Source organism: Amycolatopsis sp. NPDC047767, assembly GCF_040704195.1.
Taxonomy (GTDB): Bacteria; Actinomycetota; Actinomycetes; order Mycobacteriales; family Pseudonocardiaceae; genus Amycolatopsis.
The window spans coordinates 49,778-66,582 of sequence record NZ_JBEYSJ010000004.1 but is presented as its reverse complement, the minus strand read 5'-3'; the positions used below and the strand labels follow the sequence as shown (position 1 = coordinate 66,582).

Annotated in this window: 14 protein-coding genes; 10 read left to right on the top strand and 4 right to left on the bottom strand. The window is 73.4% G+C overall.

All coding sequences use genetic code 11. The features are described 5' to 3' along the window. Genes AB0878_RS09065 through AB0878_RS09020 form a run of 10 tightly spaced genes read left to right on the top strand, consistent with a single transcriptional unit; the run spans position 1 to position 9,428 of the window. Positions 1-990, top strand: a complete 990-nt coding sequence (locus tag AB0878_RS09065; RefSeq protein ID WP_366578030.1) for an ABC transporter permease — start codon at positions 1-3, stop codon at positions 988-990. Further along, positions 987-1,841: an ABC transporter permease gene (locus tag AB0878_RS09060; protein ID WP_366578028.1), complete on the top strand. Its 855-nt coding sequence runs from the start codon at positions 987-989 to the stop codon at positions 1,839-1,841. The genes AB0878_RS09065 and AB0878_RS09060 overlap by 4 nt, the downstream gene beginning before the upstream one ends. Next, a complete protein-coding gene (locus tag AB0878_RS09055; RefSeq protein WP_366578026.1) occupies positions 1,838-2,614 on the top strand; it encodes an SDR family oxidoreductase in 777 nt (258 codons plus the stop codon). The genes AB0878_RS09060 and AB0878_RS09055 overlap by 4 nt, the downstream gene beginning before the upstream one ends. Beyond that, positions 2,611-3,456 carry a polysaccharide deacetylase family protein gene (locus AB0878_RS09050; protein WP_366578024.1) on the top strand — a complete coding sequence of 282 codons (846 nt, stop codon included), beginning with the start codon at positions 2,611-2,613 and terminating at the stop codon, positions 3,454-3,456. Before AB0878_RS09055 ends, AB0878_RS09050 begins: the two co-directional genes overlap by 4 nt. Continuing rightward, positions 3,449-4,402 (top strand): ABC transporter ATP-binding protein, encoded by a 954-nt coding sequence (locus AB0878_RS09045; RefSeq protein ID WP_366578022.1) that lies wholly within the window; start codon positions 3,449-3,451, stop codon positions 4,400-4,402. Before AB0878_RS09050 ends, AB0878_RS09045 begins: the two co-directional genes overlap by 8 nt. After that, positions 4,402-5,367 (top strand): oligopeptide/dipeptide ABC transporter ATP-binding protein, encoded by a 966-nt coding sequence (locus AB0878_RS09040; RefSeq protein WP_366578020.1) that lies wholly within the window; start codon positions 4,402-4,404, stop codon positions 5,365-5,367. Before AB0878_RS09045 ends, AB0878_RS09040 begins: the two co-directional genes overlap by 1 nt. Further along, complete coding sequence (locus AB0878_RS09035; protein WP_366578018.1) at positions 5,364-7,583, top strand: penicillin acylase family protein; 2,220 nt, start codon at positions 5,364-5,366, stop codon at positions 7,581-7,583. The genes AB0878_RS09040 and AB0878_RS09035 overlap by 4 nt, the downstream gene beginning before the upstream one ends. Continuing rightward, positions 7,576-8,232, top strand: coding sequence for a GntR family transcriptional regulator (locus AB0878_RS09030; RefSeq protein WP_366578017.1), 657 nt, complete (start codon positions 7,576-7,578; stop codon positions 8,230-8,232). Before AB0878_RS09035 ends, AB0878_RS09030 begins: the two co-directional genes overlap by 8 nt. A 21-nt stretch (positions 8,233-8,253) precedes the next feature. After that, positions 8,254-8,862 carry an acyl-CoA dehydrogenase family protein gene (locus AB0878_RS09025; protein WP_366578016.1) on the top strand — a complete coding sequence of 203 codons (609 nt, stop codon included), beginning with the start codon at positions 8,254-8,256 and terminating at the stop codon, positions 8,860-8,862. Further along, positions 8,832-9,428, top strand: a complete 597-nt coding sequence (locus AB0878_RS09020; protein WP_366578015.1) for an acyl-CoA dehydrogenase — start codon at positions 8,832-8,834, stop codon at positions 9,426-9,428. Before AB0878_RS09025 ends, AB0878_RS09020 begins: the two co-directional genes overlap by 31 nt. A gap of 61 nt (positions 9,429-9,489) precedes the next feature. Here AB0878_RS09020 and AB0878_RS09015 read toward each other — a convergent pair whose 3' ends face one another. From AB0878_RS09015 to AB0878_RS09000, 4 genes are all read right to left on the bottom strand, one after another. Further along, positions 9,490-12,543 carry a carboxypeptidase regulatory-like domain-containing protein gene (locus AB0878_RS09015; protein WP_366578013.1) on the bottom strand — a complete coding sequence of 1,018 codons (3,054 nt, stop codon included), beginning with the start codon at positions 12,541-12,543 and terminating at the stop codon, positions 9,490-9,492. Then, positions 12,513-13,643 (bottom strand): hypothetical protein, encoded by a 1,131-nt coding sequence (locus AB0878_RS09010; RefSeq protein ID WP_366578012.1) that lies wholly within the window; start codon positions 13,641-13,643, stop codon positions 12,513-12,515. The genes AB0878_RS09015 and AB0878_RS09010 overlap by 31 nt, the downstream gene beginning before the upstream one ends. Positions 13,644-13,671: 28 nt before the next feature. Beyond that, complete coding sequence (locus tag AB0878_RS09005) at positions 13,672-13,860, bottom strand: hypothetical protein (protein WP_366578011.1); 189 nt, start codon at positions 13,858-13,860, stop codon at positions 13,672-13,674. An 89-nt stretch (positions 13,861-13,949) separates the two neighbouring features. Next, complete coding sequence (locus AB0878_RS09000; RefSeq protein ID WP_366578009.1) at positions 13,950-16,796, bottom strand: AAA family ATPase; 2,847 nt, start codon at positions 16,794-16,796, stop codon at positions 13,950-13,952. Positions 16,797-16,805 lie beyond the last annotated feature (9 nt).

The following is a 16,805-nucleotide window of genomic DNA, read 5'->3' as shown; positions in this document are numbered from 1 at the left end:
ATGACGGCGATCGCAGTGCCGGCCCGCCGGAGGCGGACGAGGAGCCTGCCGGCGACCCCGCGGTACGTCGCGGGCCGGCTGGGCCAGGCCGTGCTCGCGCTGTTCGGTGTGACCACCATCGTGTTCTTCGCGCTGCGCCTCTCCGGCGACCCGGCGCGGCTGCTCGTGCCCGAGGGCGCCACGGCGGCCGACATCGAGCGGGTGCGCGAGCAGCTCGGCCTGAGCGATTCCCTGTGGCACCAGTACGTTTCGTTCCTCGGCAACGCCGTGCGCGGCGACCTCGGGTACTCCTACGTGCAGAACCGGCCGGCGACGGCGCTGATCGCCGAGCGGCTGCCCTACACGGCGAACCTCGCGGTGGCCGCGCTGATCCTGTCGGTGGTGTTCGGGGTGGTCATCGGGGTGATCACGGCGCTCAAGCGCGGCCGCTGGCAGGAACGCGTGCTCATGCCGATCGTGCTCGTCGGACAGGCGATGCCCGCGTTCTGGACCGGGCTGCTGCTCGTGCTCGTGTTCTCGGTGGCGCTGCGCTGGCTGCCGTCCACCGGGTACGACGGGCCGCTTTCGTTGCTGCTGCCCGCTGTCACGCTCGCCTCGCTGTCCGCCGCGGCGATCGCCCGCGTGACGCGCGGCGCGGTGCTGGAACAGCTGTCACAGGACTACGTGCGCACCGCGCGGGCCAAGGGCTCGAGCACCACGCGGCTCGTGCTGCGCCACCTCGCGCGCAACAGCGCGATCCCGGTGCTCACCGTCGCGGCGCTGGAGCTGGCCAACCTGCTCGGCGGCGCGGTGGTGACCGAGGTGATCTTCGCGTGGCCGGGCATCGGCCAGCTGACGATCCAGTCGGTGTCGGCGCGCGACTTCCCGGTGGTGCAGGCGATCGTGCTGTTCGCCTCGGCGGTCTACATCGTGATCAACCTGCTCACCGACCTGCTCTACGGCGTGATCGACCGGCGCGTCGCCACCGGTGCCCGAGGAGGTGCGGCGTGAAGCGGCGGGCGATCGTCATTCCCCTGGTCGTACTCGCGATCTACGTGCTGGCCGCGGTGTTCGCGCCGCTGCTGGCCCCGTTCGACCCGGACAAGGTCACGCTCGCGCAGCGGCTGCTGCCCCCGGGCGCGCACCACTGGCTCGGCACCGACGCGCTCGGGCGCGACGTGGCATCCCGCGTCATCTACGGCACCCAGGTCTCGCTGCTCGTCGCAATCGGTGCCGTCGTGGCCGGCGGGGTGGTCGGCGTCGCGCTCGGCGTGCTCGCGGGCTGGCGCGGCGGCTGGCTCGGCGCGGTGATCATGCGGGTGGTCGACATCGTGCTCTCGGTGCCGTTCTTCCTGCTGGCGATCCTCGTGGTCGCGGTGCTCGGGCCGAGCCTGCTCAACGTGGTGGTGTGCCTGGCGCTCGTGCGCTGGCCGCGCTACGCCCGCGTCGCCCATTCCGCGACGCTGCAGGCGCGCGCCCGCGGGTTCGTCCGCGCGGCCACGGCGACGGGCGCGCCCGCGTGGTGGATCGTGCTGCGGCACGTGCTGCCCGAGGTGCTGCCGGTGTCCATTGTGGTCGCCACGCTGGAGCTGGGCCTGATGGTGATCTACGAGGCCTCGCTGTCGTTCCTGGGTCTCGGCGTGCAGCCGCCCACCGCGTCGTGGGGCTCGATCCTGTCCGACGGCCAGCAGTACATCGCTTCGGCGTGGTGGCTGGCGACCTTCCCGGGCATCGCGTTGTTCCTGCTCGTGCTGGCCGTGAACCTGCTGGGTGATGCGGCCCGCGACCGGCTGGACCCGGCGAAACGCGCCGAGCTGCCGCGCCCGCGGCTCCTTCGACGGATGGCGAGGCAGACCGCATGATCCCCGACTACCGAGGCGAGTTCACCGGCAAGCGCGTGGTCATCACGGGCGCGGCCGGGTTGATCGGCACGTGGACGGCCGAGGCCTTCCACGCCGAGGGCGCCGAGTTGGTGTTGTCCGACAACCGGCCCGAGCCGGTGCGGGAGCTGGCGAAGCGACTGGGCGCCCACGCGGCGGTGGCCGACCTGACCACCGGCGCCGGCGTGGAAGAACTGATCGCGGCGATCGACGACCGCTGGCCGACGGCCGACATCCTCGTCAACAACGCCGGCATCTACCCGCGCACGCCGGTCGCCACCACCGAGCGTGAGACCGTGGAGACGATCTTCGCCGTCAACGTCCTCGCGCCCTACCAGCTCGCGCGGCACGTGATCGCGACGATGGCCGCCACCGGCACGCAGGGCTGCATCGTCAACCTGTCGTCCGGCGCGGCGAAACGCCCGACCCGCACCGGCGGCGTCTACTCCGCGAGCAAGGCGGCGCTGGAGATGCTCACCCGGTCGCTCGCCCTCGAAACGGGTGAGGCCGGGATCCGCGTCAACAGTGTGGGCCCCGGGTTCGCGCCCGGAAGCGAGGTCAGCGAGCTGCCCGACGAGCACGTCGCCAAGATGCGCCGGGCGATCCCGCTCGGGCGCACGTCCGGGCCCGCCGACGCGCCGTCGGCGATCCTCTGGCTGTGCTCCAGCGCCGCGTCGTTCGTCACCGGCACCACCCTCGACGTCGACGGCGGCCGCACCGCCGGCGACTTCACCCCGTCCGGAGGTGCGTCGTGACCTACCCCTGGCCCGGTGGCGCCCGCGCGGCCGTGTGCTTCACGCTCGACTTCGACGGCGAATCGCCCCACCTGTGGCGCACCCGCGAAAACCCGCCCGCCTCCGTCGGTGAGCTGGAGCAGCGGCGCTACGGGCCGCGGCGCGGGATCCGCAACCTGCTGTCCATGATGGACAACCTGCACCTGCGGGCGACGGTCTTCGTGCCCGGCTGGATCGCCGACCGCTACCCGGAGCAGGTGGCCGAGGTCCACGCCCGCGGCCACGAGCTGGCCCTGCACGGCTGGTGCCACGAGGCACCGACCGGCCTGACGCGCGACGAGCTGCGCCGCACGCTGACCCGCGCCGCGGACACGCTCACGGCGATCACCGGCGAACGGCCGGTCGGCTACCGCTCCCCCAGCTGGGACATGACCACCGACGTGTTCCCGGTCCTGCACGAGCTCGGCCTGACGTACGACAGTTCGCTGATGGGCGACGACCGTCCGTACCTCGTCGACGACCTCGTGGAGGTCCCCGTCGACTGGGCCACCGACGACGCGCCCTACTACCGCTACGTCGGCGGGGATCCGCGGCCACCCGCGACCACGCCCGAAGTGCTGGCCGGCTGGGCCGCGGAGATCGCGGCGGCGAAGAAGCTCGGGTCGCTGTGCATGATCACCGTCCACCCATGGCTGTCGGGCCGGCCCGCCCGCGTGGCCGCGCTGGAAGCACTGCTCGCCCCCGTCGTTGCCGACGCCGGGCTGGCCACCCCCACCACCGGTGAGCTCGCCGCGCACCACCGCGAGCACGGCACCGGATACGAAGTCCCCCTCGGAGAGTTGGGCAGGCCCGGTCATGACTGAGCTGCTGGAAGTACAGGACCTGAAAGTGTCGTTCGGCGCGGGCCGTGAAGCCGTGCGCGGGGTCGACCTCACTGTCGGCCGCGGCGAAACCCTCGCCGTGGTCGGGGAATCCGGCTGCGGCAAGAGCCTCACGGCGCTGTCGCTGCTCGGCCTCGAACCGGCCGCCGCGCAGGTGACGGGGTCGGCGACACTCGGCGGCACGGAGCTCATCGGCCGCGGCGAACGCGAGCTGCGGCGCCTGCGCGGCACCCGCGCGGCGATGATCTTCCAGGACCCGATGAGTTCGCTGAACCCCACGACCCGCATCGGCACGCAGATCGCCGAGGTGCTGGCCATCCACACGCCGATGCGGCGCTCGGCGCGGCTGCGCCACGCCGTGGAGCTGATGGAGTCGGTCGGCATCACCGACGCCGCGGCGCGGGCGCGGCAGATGCCGCACGAGCTGTCCGGCGGCATGCGCCAGCGCGTGATGATCTCGATCGCGCTGGCCGGCAGCCCCGAGCTGCTCATCGCGGACGAGCCCACGACGGCGCTCGACGTGACCGTGCAGGCCCAGGTCCTCGCGCTGCTGCGGGAACGCACGCGGGACACCGCGCTGCTGTTCATCACGCACGACATGGGTGTGGTCGCGGAGATCGCCGACCGCGTCGCGGTGATGTACGCGGGGAAGGTCGTGGAGACCGGCACCGTGCGCGAAGTCCTCGAAGCCCCGCGCCACCCCTACACCGCGGCGCTGCTGCGCTCGGTGCCCGATCCCGACCGCCCGGCGGCCGGGGAACTGCCCACCATCCCCGGGCAGGTCCCCGCCGTCGGCGCGGTGCTCGAAGGCTGCCCGTTCCGCCCGCGCTGCGACCACGCCGACGACACCTGTGCCACGGCCCCGGCGCTCGTCGACGGCGTCGCGTGCTGGCACCCGGTGTCCTGCGAATCCCAGGAGGTGGCGTGATGACGGATCTCGTGGTCGCGGAAGGACTGGTCAAGCGCTTCGCCGTGCGCGGCGGCACGATGGCCGCCGTCGACGGCGTGAGCCTGCGCGTCGAGCAGGGCACCACGCTCGCGCTCGTCGGCGAGTCCGGCTGCGGGAAGTCGACCACCGGGCGGCTGCTGCTCGCGCTGGAGCGCCCGGACGAGGGCAGCGTGGAGGTCGCCGGGCAGGCCGTGCACTCGATCGGCAAGAAGCAGCTGCGCGAGCTGCGGCGCACGATGCAGCCGGTGTTCCAGGACCCCTACGACTCGCTCAACGGCCGTATGACCGTCGGGCAGATCGTCGCGGAACCCCTGCGCGTGCACCACTTCCGCGGCGATCTCGACGCACGCGTGCGGGAGCTGCTCGAAGCCGTCACGCTCGCGCCGGAGCTCGCGCAGCGCTACCCCCACGAGCTCTCGGGCGGGCAGCGCCAGCGCGTGGCGATCGCGCGGGCCATCGCGCTCGACCCGGAGTTCCTCGTGTGCGACGAGCCGGTGTCCGCGTTGGACGTCTCGGTGCAGGCGCAGGTGGTGAACCTGTTGCGGCGCCTGCAGGACGAGCGCGGGATCACGTACCTGTTCATCAGCCACGACCTCGCGCTGGTGCGCCACCTGGCTCACCGCGTGGCCGTGATGTACCTCGGGCGGATCGTGGAGGAGGGCGAGACCGAGGAGCTGTTCGCCGACCCGCGCCACCCGTACACGCAGCTGCTGCTCGCCGCCGCGCCCCGGCCGCGGGTGCGTGACCACGACCGGCAGGAGCCGGTGGAGCAGCTCGGCGAGGCCACGAGCGCACTGTCGCGATCGGACGGGTGCTCGTTCGCCCCGCGGTGCCCGCTGGCGACGGACCGCTGCCGCACCGAGGATCCCGCGCTGCGGCCGCTCGCGGACTCGCGCGCCGCGGCGTGCCACTACGCCGAGACCGCGCGGGTCGGGGTCGCATGATCACTCGCGACGCGTACGGAATCCCTTCGGTGGTGGCGGAAACCGAGGATCAGGCGTGGTTCGAGCTCGGCCGCGCCGCCGCCGAGGACCGGCTGTGGCAGCTGGAGTACGACCGCCGCCGCGCGGCCGGGCGGTGGGCCGAGGTCGTGGGCGAGCCGGCCGTGGCCGCCGACCGGCTCGCCCGCCGGCTGCGCCTCGCCGACGCCGCCGACCGCGACCTGGCCGCCATGGATCCCGCCACGCTCGCGACGTTCGAGCACTACGCGGCGGGCGTCAACGCCCACGTCGCCGAGCGCGGCACCGGCGTCGAGCACGACCGCGGCGGCATCGGCTGGGAACCGTGGACACCGAGGGATTCGCTGCTGATGTTCAAGATCCGCCACGTGCTGATGGGCGTGTGGCAGTACAAGATCGCCCGCGCGGTGCTGCGTGCGACGGCCGGCGCCGAGGCGGCCGCGAAGCTGGATCCACGGCCGCTGCCGGGCATGCGCGTGACGGTGCCGCCGCTGGGCCGGGTCGGCGACGCCCGCGCGAACCTGTTCGAGCAGGCCCGCGCCGACGTCGAGGCGGCGGCCGAGCACCTCGGGTTCCTGAGCGAGTCCGAGGGCGGGTCCAACGCGTGGGTGCTCGGACCGAGCCGCACCGCCAGCGGGAAACCGTTGCTGGTCAACGACTCCCACCGCGCGCTGGACGTGCCGAACACCTACTGGCAGGCCCACGTGCGCTGCCCGGAGTTCACCGTGTCCGGCGCGACGTTCCCTGGCCTGCCGGGCTTTCCGCACTTCGGCCACAACGGCCGCGTCGGCTGGGCCATCACCAACGCCGCAGCCGACGCGCAGGACCTCTACGTCGAGCACTTCCGCGGCGAGCAGGTGCGCACGGCCGACGGCTGGGCGGAAGCGTCGGTGCGCGACGAGGTCATCCACGTGCGCGACGGCGAGGACCGCGTCGAACGCTGCTGGCTGACCCCGAACGGTCCCGTGGTGCACGGCGACCCCGCGAGCGGGGCGGCCCTGTCACTGCGCTGGACGGCCACCGACGGCGCGTGCGAGCAGTTCGGCGTGCTGCGCCGGATGCTCCTCGCCCCCGACGTGCACACGCTGCTCGACGCGCAGGACGGCTGGGTCGACCCGGTCAACAACCTCCTGGCCGCCGATGGCGACGGACACATCGGTTACCTGCTGCGCGGACAGCTCCCGGCGCGCGACAACCACGCCGCCACGCAACTGCCGGTCCCCGGCTGGGAGACCACCCACCGCTGGCGCGGCCGCGTGCCGTTCGGCGAGATGCCGCGGACGGAGGACCCGCCGGAAGACCTCATCGTCACGTCGAACAACACGGTCACCGCCGCCACGCGCCCGGTCATCTCCCACGCGGTCAACGACTCCTACCGCGCCGAGCGCATCCACGAGCTGGCCGCCGCGGCCGGCCCCGCGACGGCCGAGGACATGCGCGTGTGGCAGGGCGACACGACGTCGGTCGCGGCCCGGCGCTGGGCGGAGCTGCTCGACGGACGCGGACCGTTCACCGGCGACGCAGAGCGGGCCCGCGCCGTGCTCGTGGCCGGCCGCGGGGACCTCGGCCCCGGCGAGACCACCGGGCTCGTGCACGCGTGCTTCCGCCGCGAGGTCGCCGCGCGCGTGCTGGACGCTGAGCTCGGCGCGGACACGCGGGCGTGGCTGATGAAGTGCGGGCTGCCGGGCATGCCCGTGGTGCTGCGCCGTTGGTTCGCGAGCCTGACCTGGCCGCGCGAGGGCACCTGGCCCGCCGAGCGGCTCGGCGACGACCTGCTCGCCGACGCGCTCGCCGCGGCCTGGCGCCGCGTGGCGGAGACGGGCCCGCGGCCGTGGGGCGAGGTCCACCGCACGGCGGCGAGGCACCCGCTGCACCCCGTGGTCGGCGCGGAGTTCGACCCGCCCGCCGTCGGCATCGGCGGGGACAACGAGACGATCCAGAACGGCGCCTACGGCTGGGCCCCGGGCGGGCGGTTCGACATCACCAACCTGTCGGTGTACCGGCAGGTACTCGATCTGGCCGAGCTCGGCGCCGCCGGCTGGGTGATTCCCGGCGGAGCGTCCGGCTCGCCCGGTTCGGCGCACTATTCTGACCAGCTGGTCGCGTGGCAACGGCACGAGCTCGTCCCGATGCACCCACCCGCGACCACGGCAGCCGCAACGGACACAGCCACGAACGAGGAGCCGCGACCCGGTGACTGACCAGCCCCCCGAACCGGCCAGCCTGGTCCGCACCGCGTACCGGGCGATCCGCGAGGCTGTGCTGGACCGGCAGCTGCTGCCCGGCGAGCGGGTGACCGTACGGCCGCTGACCGAGCGCCTCGGCATCTCGCCGACGCCGGTCAAGGCCGCGCTGGCCATCCTCGAACGCGAGGGATTCCTCGTGGCGCGGCAGCATTCGGGGTACTTCGTGGCCGAGCTGACCGTGGCCGACATGCGCGACATCTACGAGCTGCGCTCCGCCGTCGACACGCTCGCCGCGCGCGACATCGCCCGCACGCAGCCGGCCGAGCTGCTCGCCCGGCTGGCCGAGCTCGTCGAGGGCCAGCACGCCGCCTTGGCCGCCGGCGACGTGCCACGCTACGCCGAGCTCGACCGGGAGTTCCACGCCCTGATCTGGCAGGGCTCGGCCAACCGCCGCCTGCTGGCCATCGCCGATCTGCTCGGCGCGCAGCTGCAGCTGGGCCAGAACGTGACGATCACCGTCCCCGGCCGCCCCGAGGCGAGCCTCGACGAGCACGGGGAGATCCTGGACGCGCTGCGCTCCGGCGACACGGCGGCAGCGGAACAGGCGACGCGCCGGCACGTCACCCAGGTCATCCGGGCCTTGGAGTCGGCGCTCCCGTCCTGACGACACACGGAGGTGGAGCACGTGGACTTCGGGTTGACCGAAGACCAGGAAGCACTGCGCCGCGGCGCCCGCGAGCTGGCGGCGAAGTTCCCCGACGAGTACTGGGCCCGCTGCGACGCCGAGGGTGAGTTCCCGTGGGACTTCTACACCGCGTTCGCCGACGCCGGCTGGCTCGGCATCGCGATCCCCGAGCAGTACGGCGGCGGCGGGCTCGGGATCTTCGAAGCCGCGCTGCTGCTGGAAGAAGTCGCCGCGTCCGGCGCCGGGATGAACGGGTGCAGCACCATGCACCTCACGATCTTCGGCCTCAACACCATCGTGAAACACGGCAGCCCCGCGCTGCGTGAGGAGATCCTCCCCCGCGCCGCCGACGGCTCGCTGCACGTCTGCTTCGGTGTCACCGAGCCCGACGCCGGCACCGACACCACGCGCATCCGCACCTTCGCCCGCCGCGACGGCGGTGCCGACGCGGACTACGTGATCAACGGCCGCAAGGTCTGGATCACCAAGGCCGGCCAGTCGCAGAAGATGGTGCTCATCGCGCGCACCACGCCGCTCGAGGAGGTCGAGCGGCCCACGACGGCATGTCGCTGTTCCTCGTGGACGTCGATCCCGAAGCGATCACGCTGACCGCGATCCCGAAGATGGGCCGCAACGCCGTCAGCTCCTACGAGGTCGCGATCGACGACCTGCGCGTGCCCGCGTCGGCCCGCATCGGCGAGGAGGGCCAGGGCTTCCGCTACCTGCTCGACGGCCTGAACCCCGAACGCATCCTGCTCGCCCACGAAGCCCTCGGCCTCGGCCGCGCCGCCGTGGACCGCGCCGTGGCCTACGCGCGCGAGCGCATCGTGTTCGACCGGCCGATCGGGCAGAACCAGGGCATCGCGTTCCCGCTCGCCGAAGCCCGGACCCGCCTCGACGCCGCCGGGCTCATGGCCCGCAACGCCGCCTGGCGCTACGACCAGGGCCTCTCGTGCGGGCGCGAGGCCAACATGGCCAAGTGGCTCTGCGCCGACGCCGGGTTCCAGGCCGCCGACCGCGCGATGCAGACCCTCGGCGGCATGGGTTACGCGAAGGAGTACCACGTCGAGCGCTACTTCCGCGAAGCCCGCCTGCTGCGGATCGCGCCGGTGAGCCAGGAGATGGTGCTGAACTACGTCTCCACCCACGTGCTCGGGCTGCCCAAGTCGTACTGACACGCGAAAAGCGGTCCCGCCCGGGTGGCTCCCCGGGCGGGACCGCTTTTCGCTGGTGCGCCTAGATCTTGGGCAGAGCCACGTCGTTCACCGTGGCCTGGCCCGCCATCACCTTCACCTGCCGGAACTGCGGCTGGTACCCGTTGGCGGCCACGGTGACCATCAGCGGGTTGTAACCCTTGTCCAGCCACAGCCGGTAGTGGCCCTGCGCGTCGGTCTTGAGGGTGTACGACACCTCGCCGCACACTCCGTTGTGGACCATCGTGCACACCTGCACCGTGGCGTCGGCCACCGGCGCGCCCGACGCGGAGTCGGTGACCGTACCCGAAAGCTCACCCCAGGCCTTGGGGGCCGCGGCCTGCAGCGTGACGGGCAGGGCCGCCACCGCGTAGGGCGAGTCGGTGTCGAGCGCGATCGTCGCCGTGTACTTGCCGGGCTGGGTGACCTTGCCGGAGTCGACGGTCACCGCGACCTTCGCGATGGCGCCGGGTGCGAGGTCCAGCTCGGTGCTGCCTTCGGAGAGCCAGCCGGCGTCGTCGTCACCGCACTGGTCGTAGCCCGGCAGCATCGCCGTGGTGCGCAGCGCCGGCACGAACGAACCGACCTGGTAGAGCGCACACGCCCCGCGTCCGCCGCCGTAGTACTCCTGCGGCAGGTCCGGCAGCGACGACCACCTGTCGCTCACCGGGTCGTACTCGATGGTGTGCGCGGTCTCGCCGGCCTGGGAGACGACCGTGCCGGTGCCGGTCTCGCCACCGGCGAGCTGCAGGCGGCCGTTCGCCCCGCTGTAGGCCATCTGGGAGACCTCGTACGGTGCGTCGGCCACCTTCGTCCACGCGGCGCTGCCCGGCTTGAACACATAGGTCGACTTGATGTTCGTGACGCCACCGAGGTACCCGCCGGCGCACACGATCTCACCGTGGATACCGGCGCAGGCCGCGTCGCTCTCGGCCTCCGGGTAGTCGGGCAGTGCCGACCAGGCGTTGCGCACCGGGTCGTAGACGAACACCGTCTTCACCGGGTCCTTGCCGCACACGCTCGCGCAGCCGCCGACCACGTACAGCTTCCCGCCGAGCGTGGCGGCGGTGGCGCCGTAGAGCTTCGCCGGCAGGTCCGCCAGCCGCGACCAGGTGTTCGTCTGCGGGTGGTAGGCGTACGTCGTGGACAGGAGGCCGGGCATCCCGGCCCCGCCGACGACGTACAGCGAACCGTCCAGGAACGCCGCCGCACCACGCATCACCGGCTCCGGCATGTCCGCGATCGGCGACCACGCGGCGGTGACCGGGTCGTACACGTAGCTGCGGGCCGAGGGCGAGAGCATGTGCATGGGCATGCCGCCCGCGCTGTAGATCTTGCCCTGGTAACCGCCGAGCGCGCTTTGGTAGGTGAACTCCGGGACGTTCGCCATCGGCTGCCAGCCCGCCGCCGCCGACGGGTCGACCCCGGTGAACCCGGTGACGTGCTCGCCGAGCGACACGTGCACCGGTGCCGTGCCGGTGTTGGTGAGCTTCACCGTCTGGTTCGCGACCTGGCCCATCGTCTTGCTCACGGTCAGCGCGGTCGAACCGACCGCCAGCTGCCCGGCCTTGAGCTTGACGTCCAGGCGGGCCACGGAGTTCAGGCCGGTCGTCGTCGACAGCGCCGGTGACGAGTACCGCGGCAGGCTCGCCGTGTACTGGTGCGCACCGGTGGTGTCGAACAGCTCGTAGAAACCGTCCGCCAGGGCGGCGTCGTCCGGGGTGGGCGAGCTGACCGCGGAGCGGGCCGCGGCGGCCGAGTCGGCCACCGTGACGTCGTCGAGCGGCCGGCCGTTGTTGGCGTCGGTGACCACACCCGCGACCAGGCCGCCTTCGCCGGCCGTGCACGAACCGACGACCACGTCGTCCAGCTCCGCGAGCGAGTTCCCGGCACCCTGGAAGTGGAACCGCACGCGCACGGAGTCCTTGCCCGCGGCCTGCGGCAGCGGGATCGACACCTGCGTTTGCACGAGGTCGGTGGTGTGGTGCGCCAGCGGGCTCCACGTGGCACCGCCGTCGAGGGACAGATCGGCGTCGAACGCGCTGTTCCCGTCCGGCACGTACACGCCGCCGAACGACAGCACCGGGGCGTCGTCGCCGGTCAGGTCGAGGACCGGCGAGAGGAACGTGGTGTCCTCCGCCTTGCCGTCGCGGGTGATCGGGCTGGCGAGCGCGTAGTTGCCGCTGCTGATGAAGTTGAACAGCTCGATGCCGTTGTCGAACGTCCAGCCCGTCGAGGCTGGGTCGGCGTTCGTCACGGTCCACCCGTCCTTCGGGGTGGTGCCGAGCCAGCCGTCGAAGTGCGTCAGCGCGGCGTGGCCGTAGCCGAGCGCGGTGCACGCGTTCGGGTCGACGGCGGCGGTGAAGTTCTGCCGCACGCCCGAATCGGCGACGGTCACCTGCTTGTCGATCTGCTGGTAGCCGGGCTGCACCGCGGAGACGTGCAGCTGGTAGGCCGCGCCCTGCGGCAGGTCGACGCTGTACTTGCCGGAGAACGGGTCGGTGTAGATCGCGCCGCCGGGGTAGCCGTCGACGGTGATCTTCGCGTACAGCGGCCAGCCGTGGCCGGAGCCGTCGGTCACGGTGCCCGACACGGCCTGGGTGGCGATCTTCGCGACGGCGTAGTCGGACGTGGCGGCCTGACCGTCCACGATGGACAGTTCGCCGCTGCCGTTCTCGTAGCCGAAGCGGGTGACCGCGAGCTGGTAGGAGTCGGCGGCGACGGCCAGGTGGTAGGCGCCCTGGGCGTCGGTCGTGGCGTGGTAGACGTTGCCGGTGGCCTTGCCGGTGGCGGTCACCGTGGCGCCGGCGACCGGCGTGCCCGCGGTGTCGCGGACGTGGCCGTCGACCGTCCCTTGTGGAGTGTAGGCGAGGGTCGCGACGCCGTGGGGCGAGCCGAGACCGGTCGGGCCGTCCCAGCCCGGGCCGGCGGTGCACAGGACCGTGGCGCACGAACCGTTGGTGCCCTGGGTGACGTCGTAGAGGTCGTTGCCGTGGTTGAAGTAGGCGTAGGTCGCGGGGTTCGTGCCCGGCCGCGGGTCGCCGGCGAGGGCGAACATCGAGGCGATCAGCGGCGACGACAGGCTCGTGCCGCCCACCTGGCCCCAGCCGCCGGACTTGCCGGAGTCGTAGATCGCGAAGCCGCTCGCCGGGTCGGCGACGGCGGAGACGTCGGCGATGGCGCGGTTCGCGCAGCCGGTGGCGAGCTCCTGCTGGTACTCGGGCTTCGGCTCGTACGGGGAGCAGCCGGAGCCGGCGTCGGGTTCGCCGGGTCGCGGTAGAGGTTCGTGCCGCCGGCGGCGACGACGTTGGGGTTGGCGGCGGGCCAGTCCTGCAGGCCGTAGGCGTGGTCACCGGTGGAGGCGACCATCGCGACGCCGGGCACGGTGTAGTGCGAGTCGAGCGTGCCCTCTTCGGGGTCCTCGCCGTCGATGCCGTAGGAGTTCGAGACGAACTTCGCGCCCAGGCGCACGGCGGTGTCGACCCCGACCACGATGTCGTACGGGCTCGTGGAAGCGCCCTCGACGAGCAGGATGTGGCACGCGGGGCAGGCGGCCGAGACGGCGTCGAGGTCGAGCGCGGTCTCCTGCGCCCAGCCGTCGTCGTCGGCCGGGTAGTTCACGCCGCCGTTCTGGTCCACCTTGCGGAAGCAGCCGTTGTCCGTGGTGCACGGCGGGAGGCCGTACTGCGCGCGGTACACGGCGAGGTCGGCCTCGGCGTGGGAGTCGCCGAGCGCGTCGATGATGGCGACGGTCTTGCCCGCGCCGCCGTCGGGGAGGTCGTAGGCGGCCTTGATGTCGGCCGGGCCGAGCGAATCCGGCAGCGGGCCGGCGTTGCTGGTCAGGGGGCGCAGGTCCGTGCCCGCCTTGAACAGCGAGTTGCACGTGACGGTGTGCGGCTTCGGCTTGGCGGGGTTGCAGCCGGTCGGGGCGTAGAGCGCCTTGGGCGCCTTCGCGGCGGTCTTGCCCGTGGCCGTCCGGGTGGCCTTGTCGGCGGCGACGGGCTTCGCGTCGCCGGAGGTGTTGGCGGCGTCGAGCACGGCCTGCCCGGCGGCTGCGGCTTGGGCCGGGGCTTCCGCGGACGTCTGCGGTGGGGTTGTGCCGGGTTGGAGGCCGGGTTGGGTGGTGCCGACGACCAGCGCCAGGCCGGCCAGCACCGGGAGGATGAGCGCCAGCAGGCGCCCCCGGGGGACTCTCAAGGGATGACCTTTCCGTTCGCCCGGGCAGTCACAGGGGTTCGTACCCCGCGGGCAGGTCGCGCCCGCCTTCGTCGGCTGCCCGGTCGGACCGATCGCCGGACGCCGGTGCGGCGTCGGCGCGATCCTCGGTGGTGGGGTGGGGATCGGTTCCCGCGCCGGGCCGGGGTTCCGCGCTGCCGTCCACCGGACAGCCATCGCCGGGTCTCGTCGCGTTCACCGGCGAAGTATCGGGGCGCACACGCTCGGTTCGCGATTGGGCGGATGACCTAATCTCGCGGACCGCGCTTGCTTAGTCCACGCCTTGGTTCAGTCCGTCGTCGCCGGGGTGATGCCGGCCTGGGTGGCGCTCACGGCCAGCGCCGTGCGCGAGGAGACGCGGTGTTTGCGCATCGCGGAGTTCAGCTGGGCCGCCACGGTTTTCGGGGAGCGGGACAGGGCCTGGGCGATCTCCGGGGTGGTGAGACCGGTCAGCAGGAGGCGCACGACTTCCAGCTCGCGCGGGGACAGCTGGTCGCCGTAGCCGCGACGGCCGCCGCGCCAGACGGGGGGCGCGGGGAGCTGGGCGCGGATCCGGGAGGCGAGGGCGGAGGCGCCCAGGGCGACGCAGTCGGCGAGCACCGATTCCAGCTGCTCCACCGCGGCGGCGCGAGAACCGCCGGCCGGCAGGCACGCTGCTGCGCGCTCGCGGGCGAGCAGGGCGTCGTACGGGCGCGGCAGAGCGGCCCACGCGGCGGCGGCGTCGGCCCACTCGCGCGCGGCGCCGGCGTGGTCGCCCGTGGCCTCCGTGAGCAGCGCCCGGCAGCAGTGGATCGCGCCCGTCCCGCCGGGGTGACCGGCGGCGAACTCGGCCACCAGCGCCGAGGCCTCGGCGACCCGGCCGGCCGCGAGCAGCGCCTCCACCCGCACCGGCGCCAGTTCGGCCGCCCACAGCCAGATCTGCTTGCGCACCACCACGGCCATCGGTTCCTCGGTGACCGCCAGCGCCCGCTCCGGGCGGCCGGCCGCCAGGTGCAGCCGGGCCAGCGCCGCCGCCGGTTCGAGCGGCATGTCGACAATCCCGCGTTGCCGGGCGGCGTCGAGCACCAGCGTGAGCTTGCGCTCGACCTCGGCCTCGCCGCCGGGCTCGGTGGCCGACTGCAGCAGCGCGCCCACCAACGTCGTGTCCAGCTGGATCAGCGGTTCCTCCGCGAGGTCCGCGAACTCGGCGACCCGGGCGGCCAGCCCGGTCCACGCGCCGGTCAGCCAGTCGAGCCGGATCAGCGTGGCGAGCCCCATGTCGCGCAACCGCTGCAACCCCTGCTGCTCGGCCAGCTCGACGGACCGGGTCAGCTTGGCGCGCGCGTCGGCGTAGCGGCCCCACTGCAGCGCGGCGTCGCCGTAGTTGAGCAGGCCGCGGGTGATCTGCAGCGGGTCGTGGGCGTCGTCCGCGGGCAGGGTGTCCGCGACCGCCCAGCCGGCTTCGTCGCCCATCTCGAGCAACGCCGTCGCGCGGTCGACGGTGAACGACAGCCGCTCGCCCTCCGGCACGGCCGAGCGCACGACGGCGTCGGCGCGGTCGAGCCATTCGCGGTGCGCCTGGAGCGGCCACGACGCTCCGGCGGGCCGGCCGAGCACCGACATCGCCTGCGCCGCGGCCGCCGGGTTGTCCGCCAGATCGGGGATCGCCCTGGCGATTTCGGCGGCACCCTCGGCGTAGTCGCCGGCGTGCATCAGCAACCGGCCCAGCTGGCTGCGGATCTCCGCGCTCTCGCGCCGGTCGAGCACGGCGCTGTCGAGCACCCCGCGCACCGTCCGCACGAGATCGACCCGGCCGAGATAGCCGGTGAACGCGAACAGCGGCGTCTTGCGCGTGAGCCGCGCCACGGCCGTCGGCGGCAGCGCGGGCGAGGCGAGCAGGCCGTGCAGAAAGGACACAGCGGTGTGGTGGTCGCCGGACGCGAGCGCGAGATCCGCCGCGCGTTCCGCGTACTCGCACCACTTCTCCGTCTCGCCGGCTTCGCGGAAGTGGTGCGCCAGCACGGCGACCGGCGCCGGATCCCAAGCGGACAGCGCCTTGCCCGAACGCCGGTGCAGCTCGCGGCGTTCGCGCCCGCCGATGCCGTCGTACACGGCCTTCGCCGCCAGCAGGTGCCGGAAGCCGAGGCGCCCGCGGTCGTCCTCGACGAGCAGCCCGCTGCGCGCCGCCTCGTCGATCGCGACGCCCGCCCGCGTGGCCGGCAGCCCGCAGACCTCGACGACGTCGCGCTCGGCCGCGGGGGTCGCGAGCACCGCGCACGCCCGCAGCACCGCCTGGGCGTCGGTGGTGAGCCGCACGAGCCGTTCGGCCAGCGCGTCGCGGATCGTCGGCGGCACCGCGATCTCGGTGAGCGAACGCCGGATCCACTCGCCGCCCTGGCGGATGAGGTCGGCGCGGTCGCGCAGCAGCCGGACGGACTCCTCGAGCGCGAACGGGATCCCGTCGGTGTGCCGGTGCAGGAACCGCGCGAACGGCTCCGACACGCGCTCGTCGCCCAGCATGGACGAGACCAGCTGCGCGGTCTGCGCCACGTCGAGCGCGCCGAGGGTGATGCGCGGGTAGCGCGAGGAAAGCCGCAGCAGCAGGCTGTCGTCGCCGACCTCGTCGGGCCGGTAGGTGAGCACCAGTCCCGGCCGCGGCTCCTGCCGGGCGGCGAGGAACAGCAGGAACTCCAACGTGGTCTCGTCGGCCCAGTGCACGTCTTCGACCACGAGCACGTCGACGCCGATCCGGTCGAGCAGCTCGGCCAGCGCGCGCAGCAGCCGGTGCCGCGCCGCGCCCGCGTCGGCCAGCGCCTCCGGGGCAGGCGGCAGGTCCCACTCCGGGAACAACGGCCGCAGCGTGCCGGCCAGCGGGCTCAGCCGCAGGCCGGCCACCCCCGGACGCGCCTGGCGCAGCGCGTCGACGATCGGGCCGAGGGTGAGCGCCTCCCGCAGCGGTGGGCAGCGCGCGACGAGGACGCCGGGCTCCGGCAGCAGCTCCCGCACGAGCCGGCTCTTGCCGATGCCCGCCTCGCCCGAGACCAGCACCACGCCCGGCGGCGACGCGAGCGCGGCGGCCAGGCGGGTGAGCTCGTCGTCGCGGCCGATGAGCCGGGGCGTGCCGACCGCGGGGAGATCACGCCCGTCCGCTGCCACGCCTGCCCC

What these genes read in the sequence shown, in the direction of transcription:
- AB0878_RS09045 (WP_366578022.1), top strand. Translation starts at nt 3,449, where the DNA reads ATGACTGAGCTGCTGGAAGTACAGGACCTGAAAGTGTCGTTCGGCGCG.
- AB0878_RS09065 (WP_366578030.1), top strand. Translation starts at nt 1, where the DNA reads ATGACGGCGATCGCAGTGCCGGCCCGCCGGAGGCGGACGAGGAGCCTG.
- AB0878_RS09035 (WP_366578018.1), top strand. Translation starts at nt 5,364, where the DNA reads ATGATCACTCGCGACGCGTACGGAATCCCTTCGGTGGTGGCGGAAACC.
- AB0878_RS09040 (WP_366578020.1), top strand. Translation starts at nt 4,402, where the DNA reads ATGACGGATCTCGTGGTCGCGGAAGGACTGGTCAAGCGCTTCGCCGTG.
- AB0878_RS09055 (WP_366578026.1), top strand. Translation starts at nt 1,838, where the DNA reads ATGATCCCCGACTACCGAGGCGAGTTCACCGGCAAGCGCGTGGTCATC.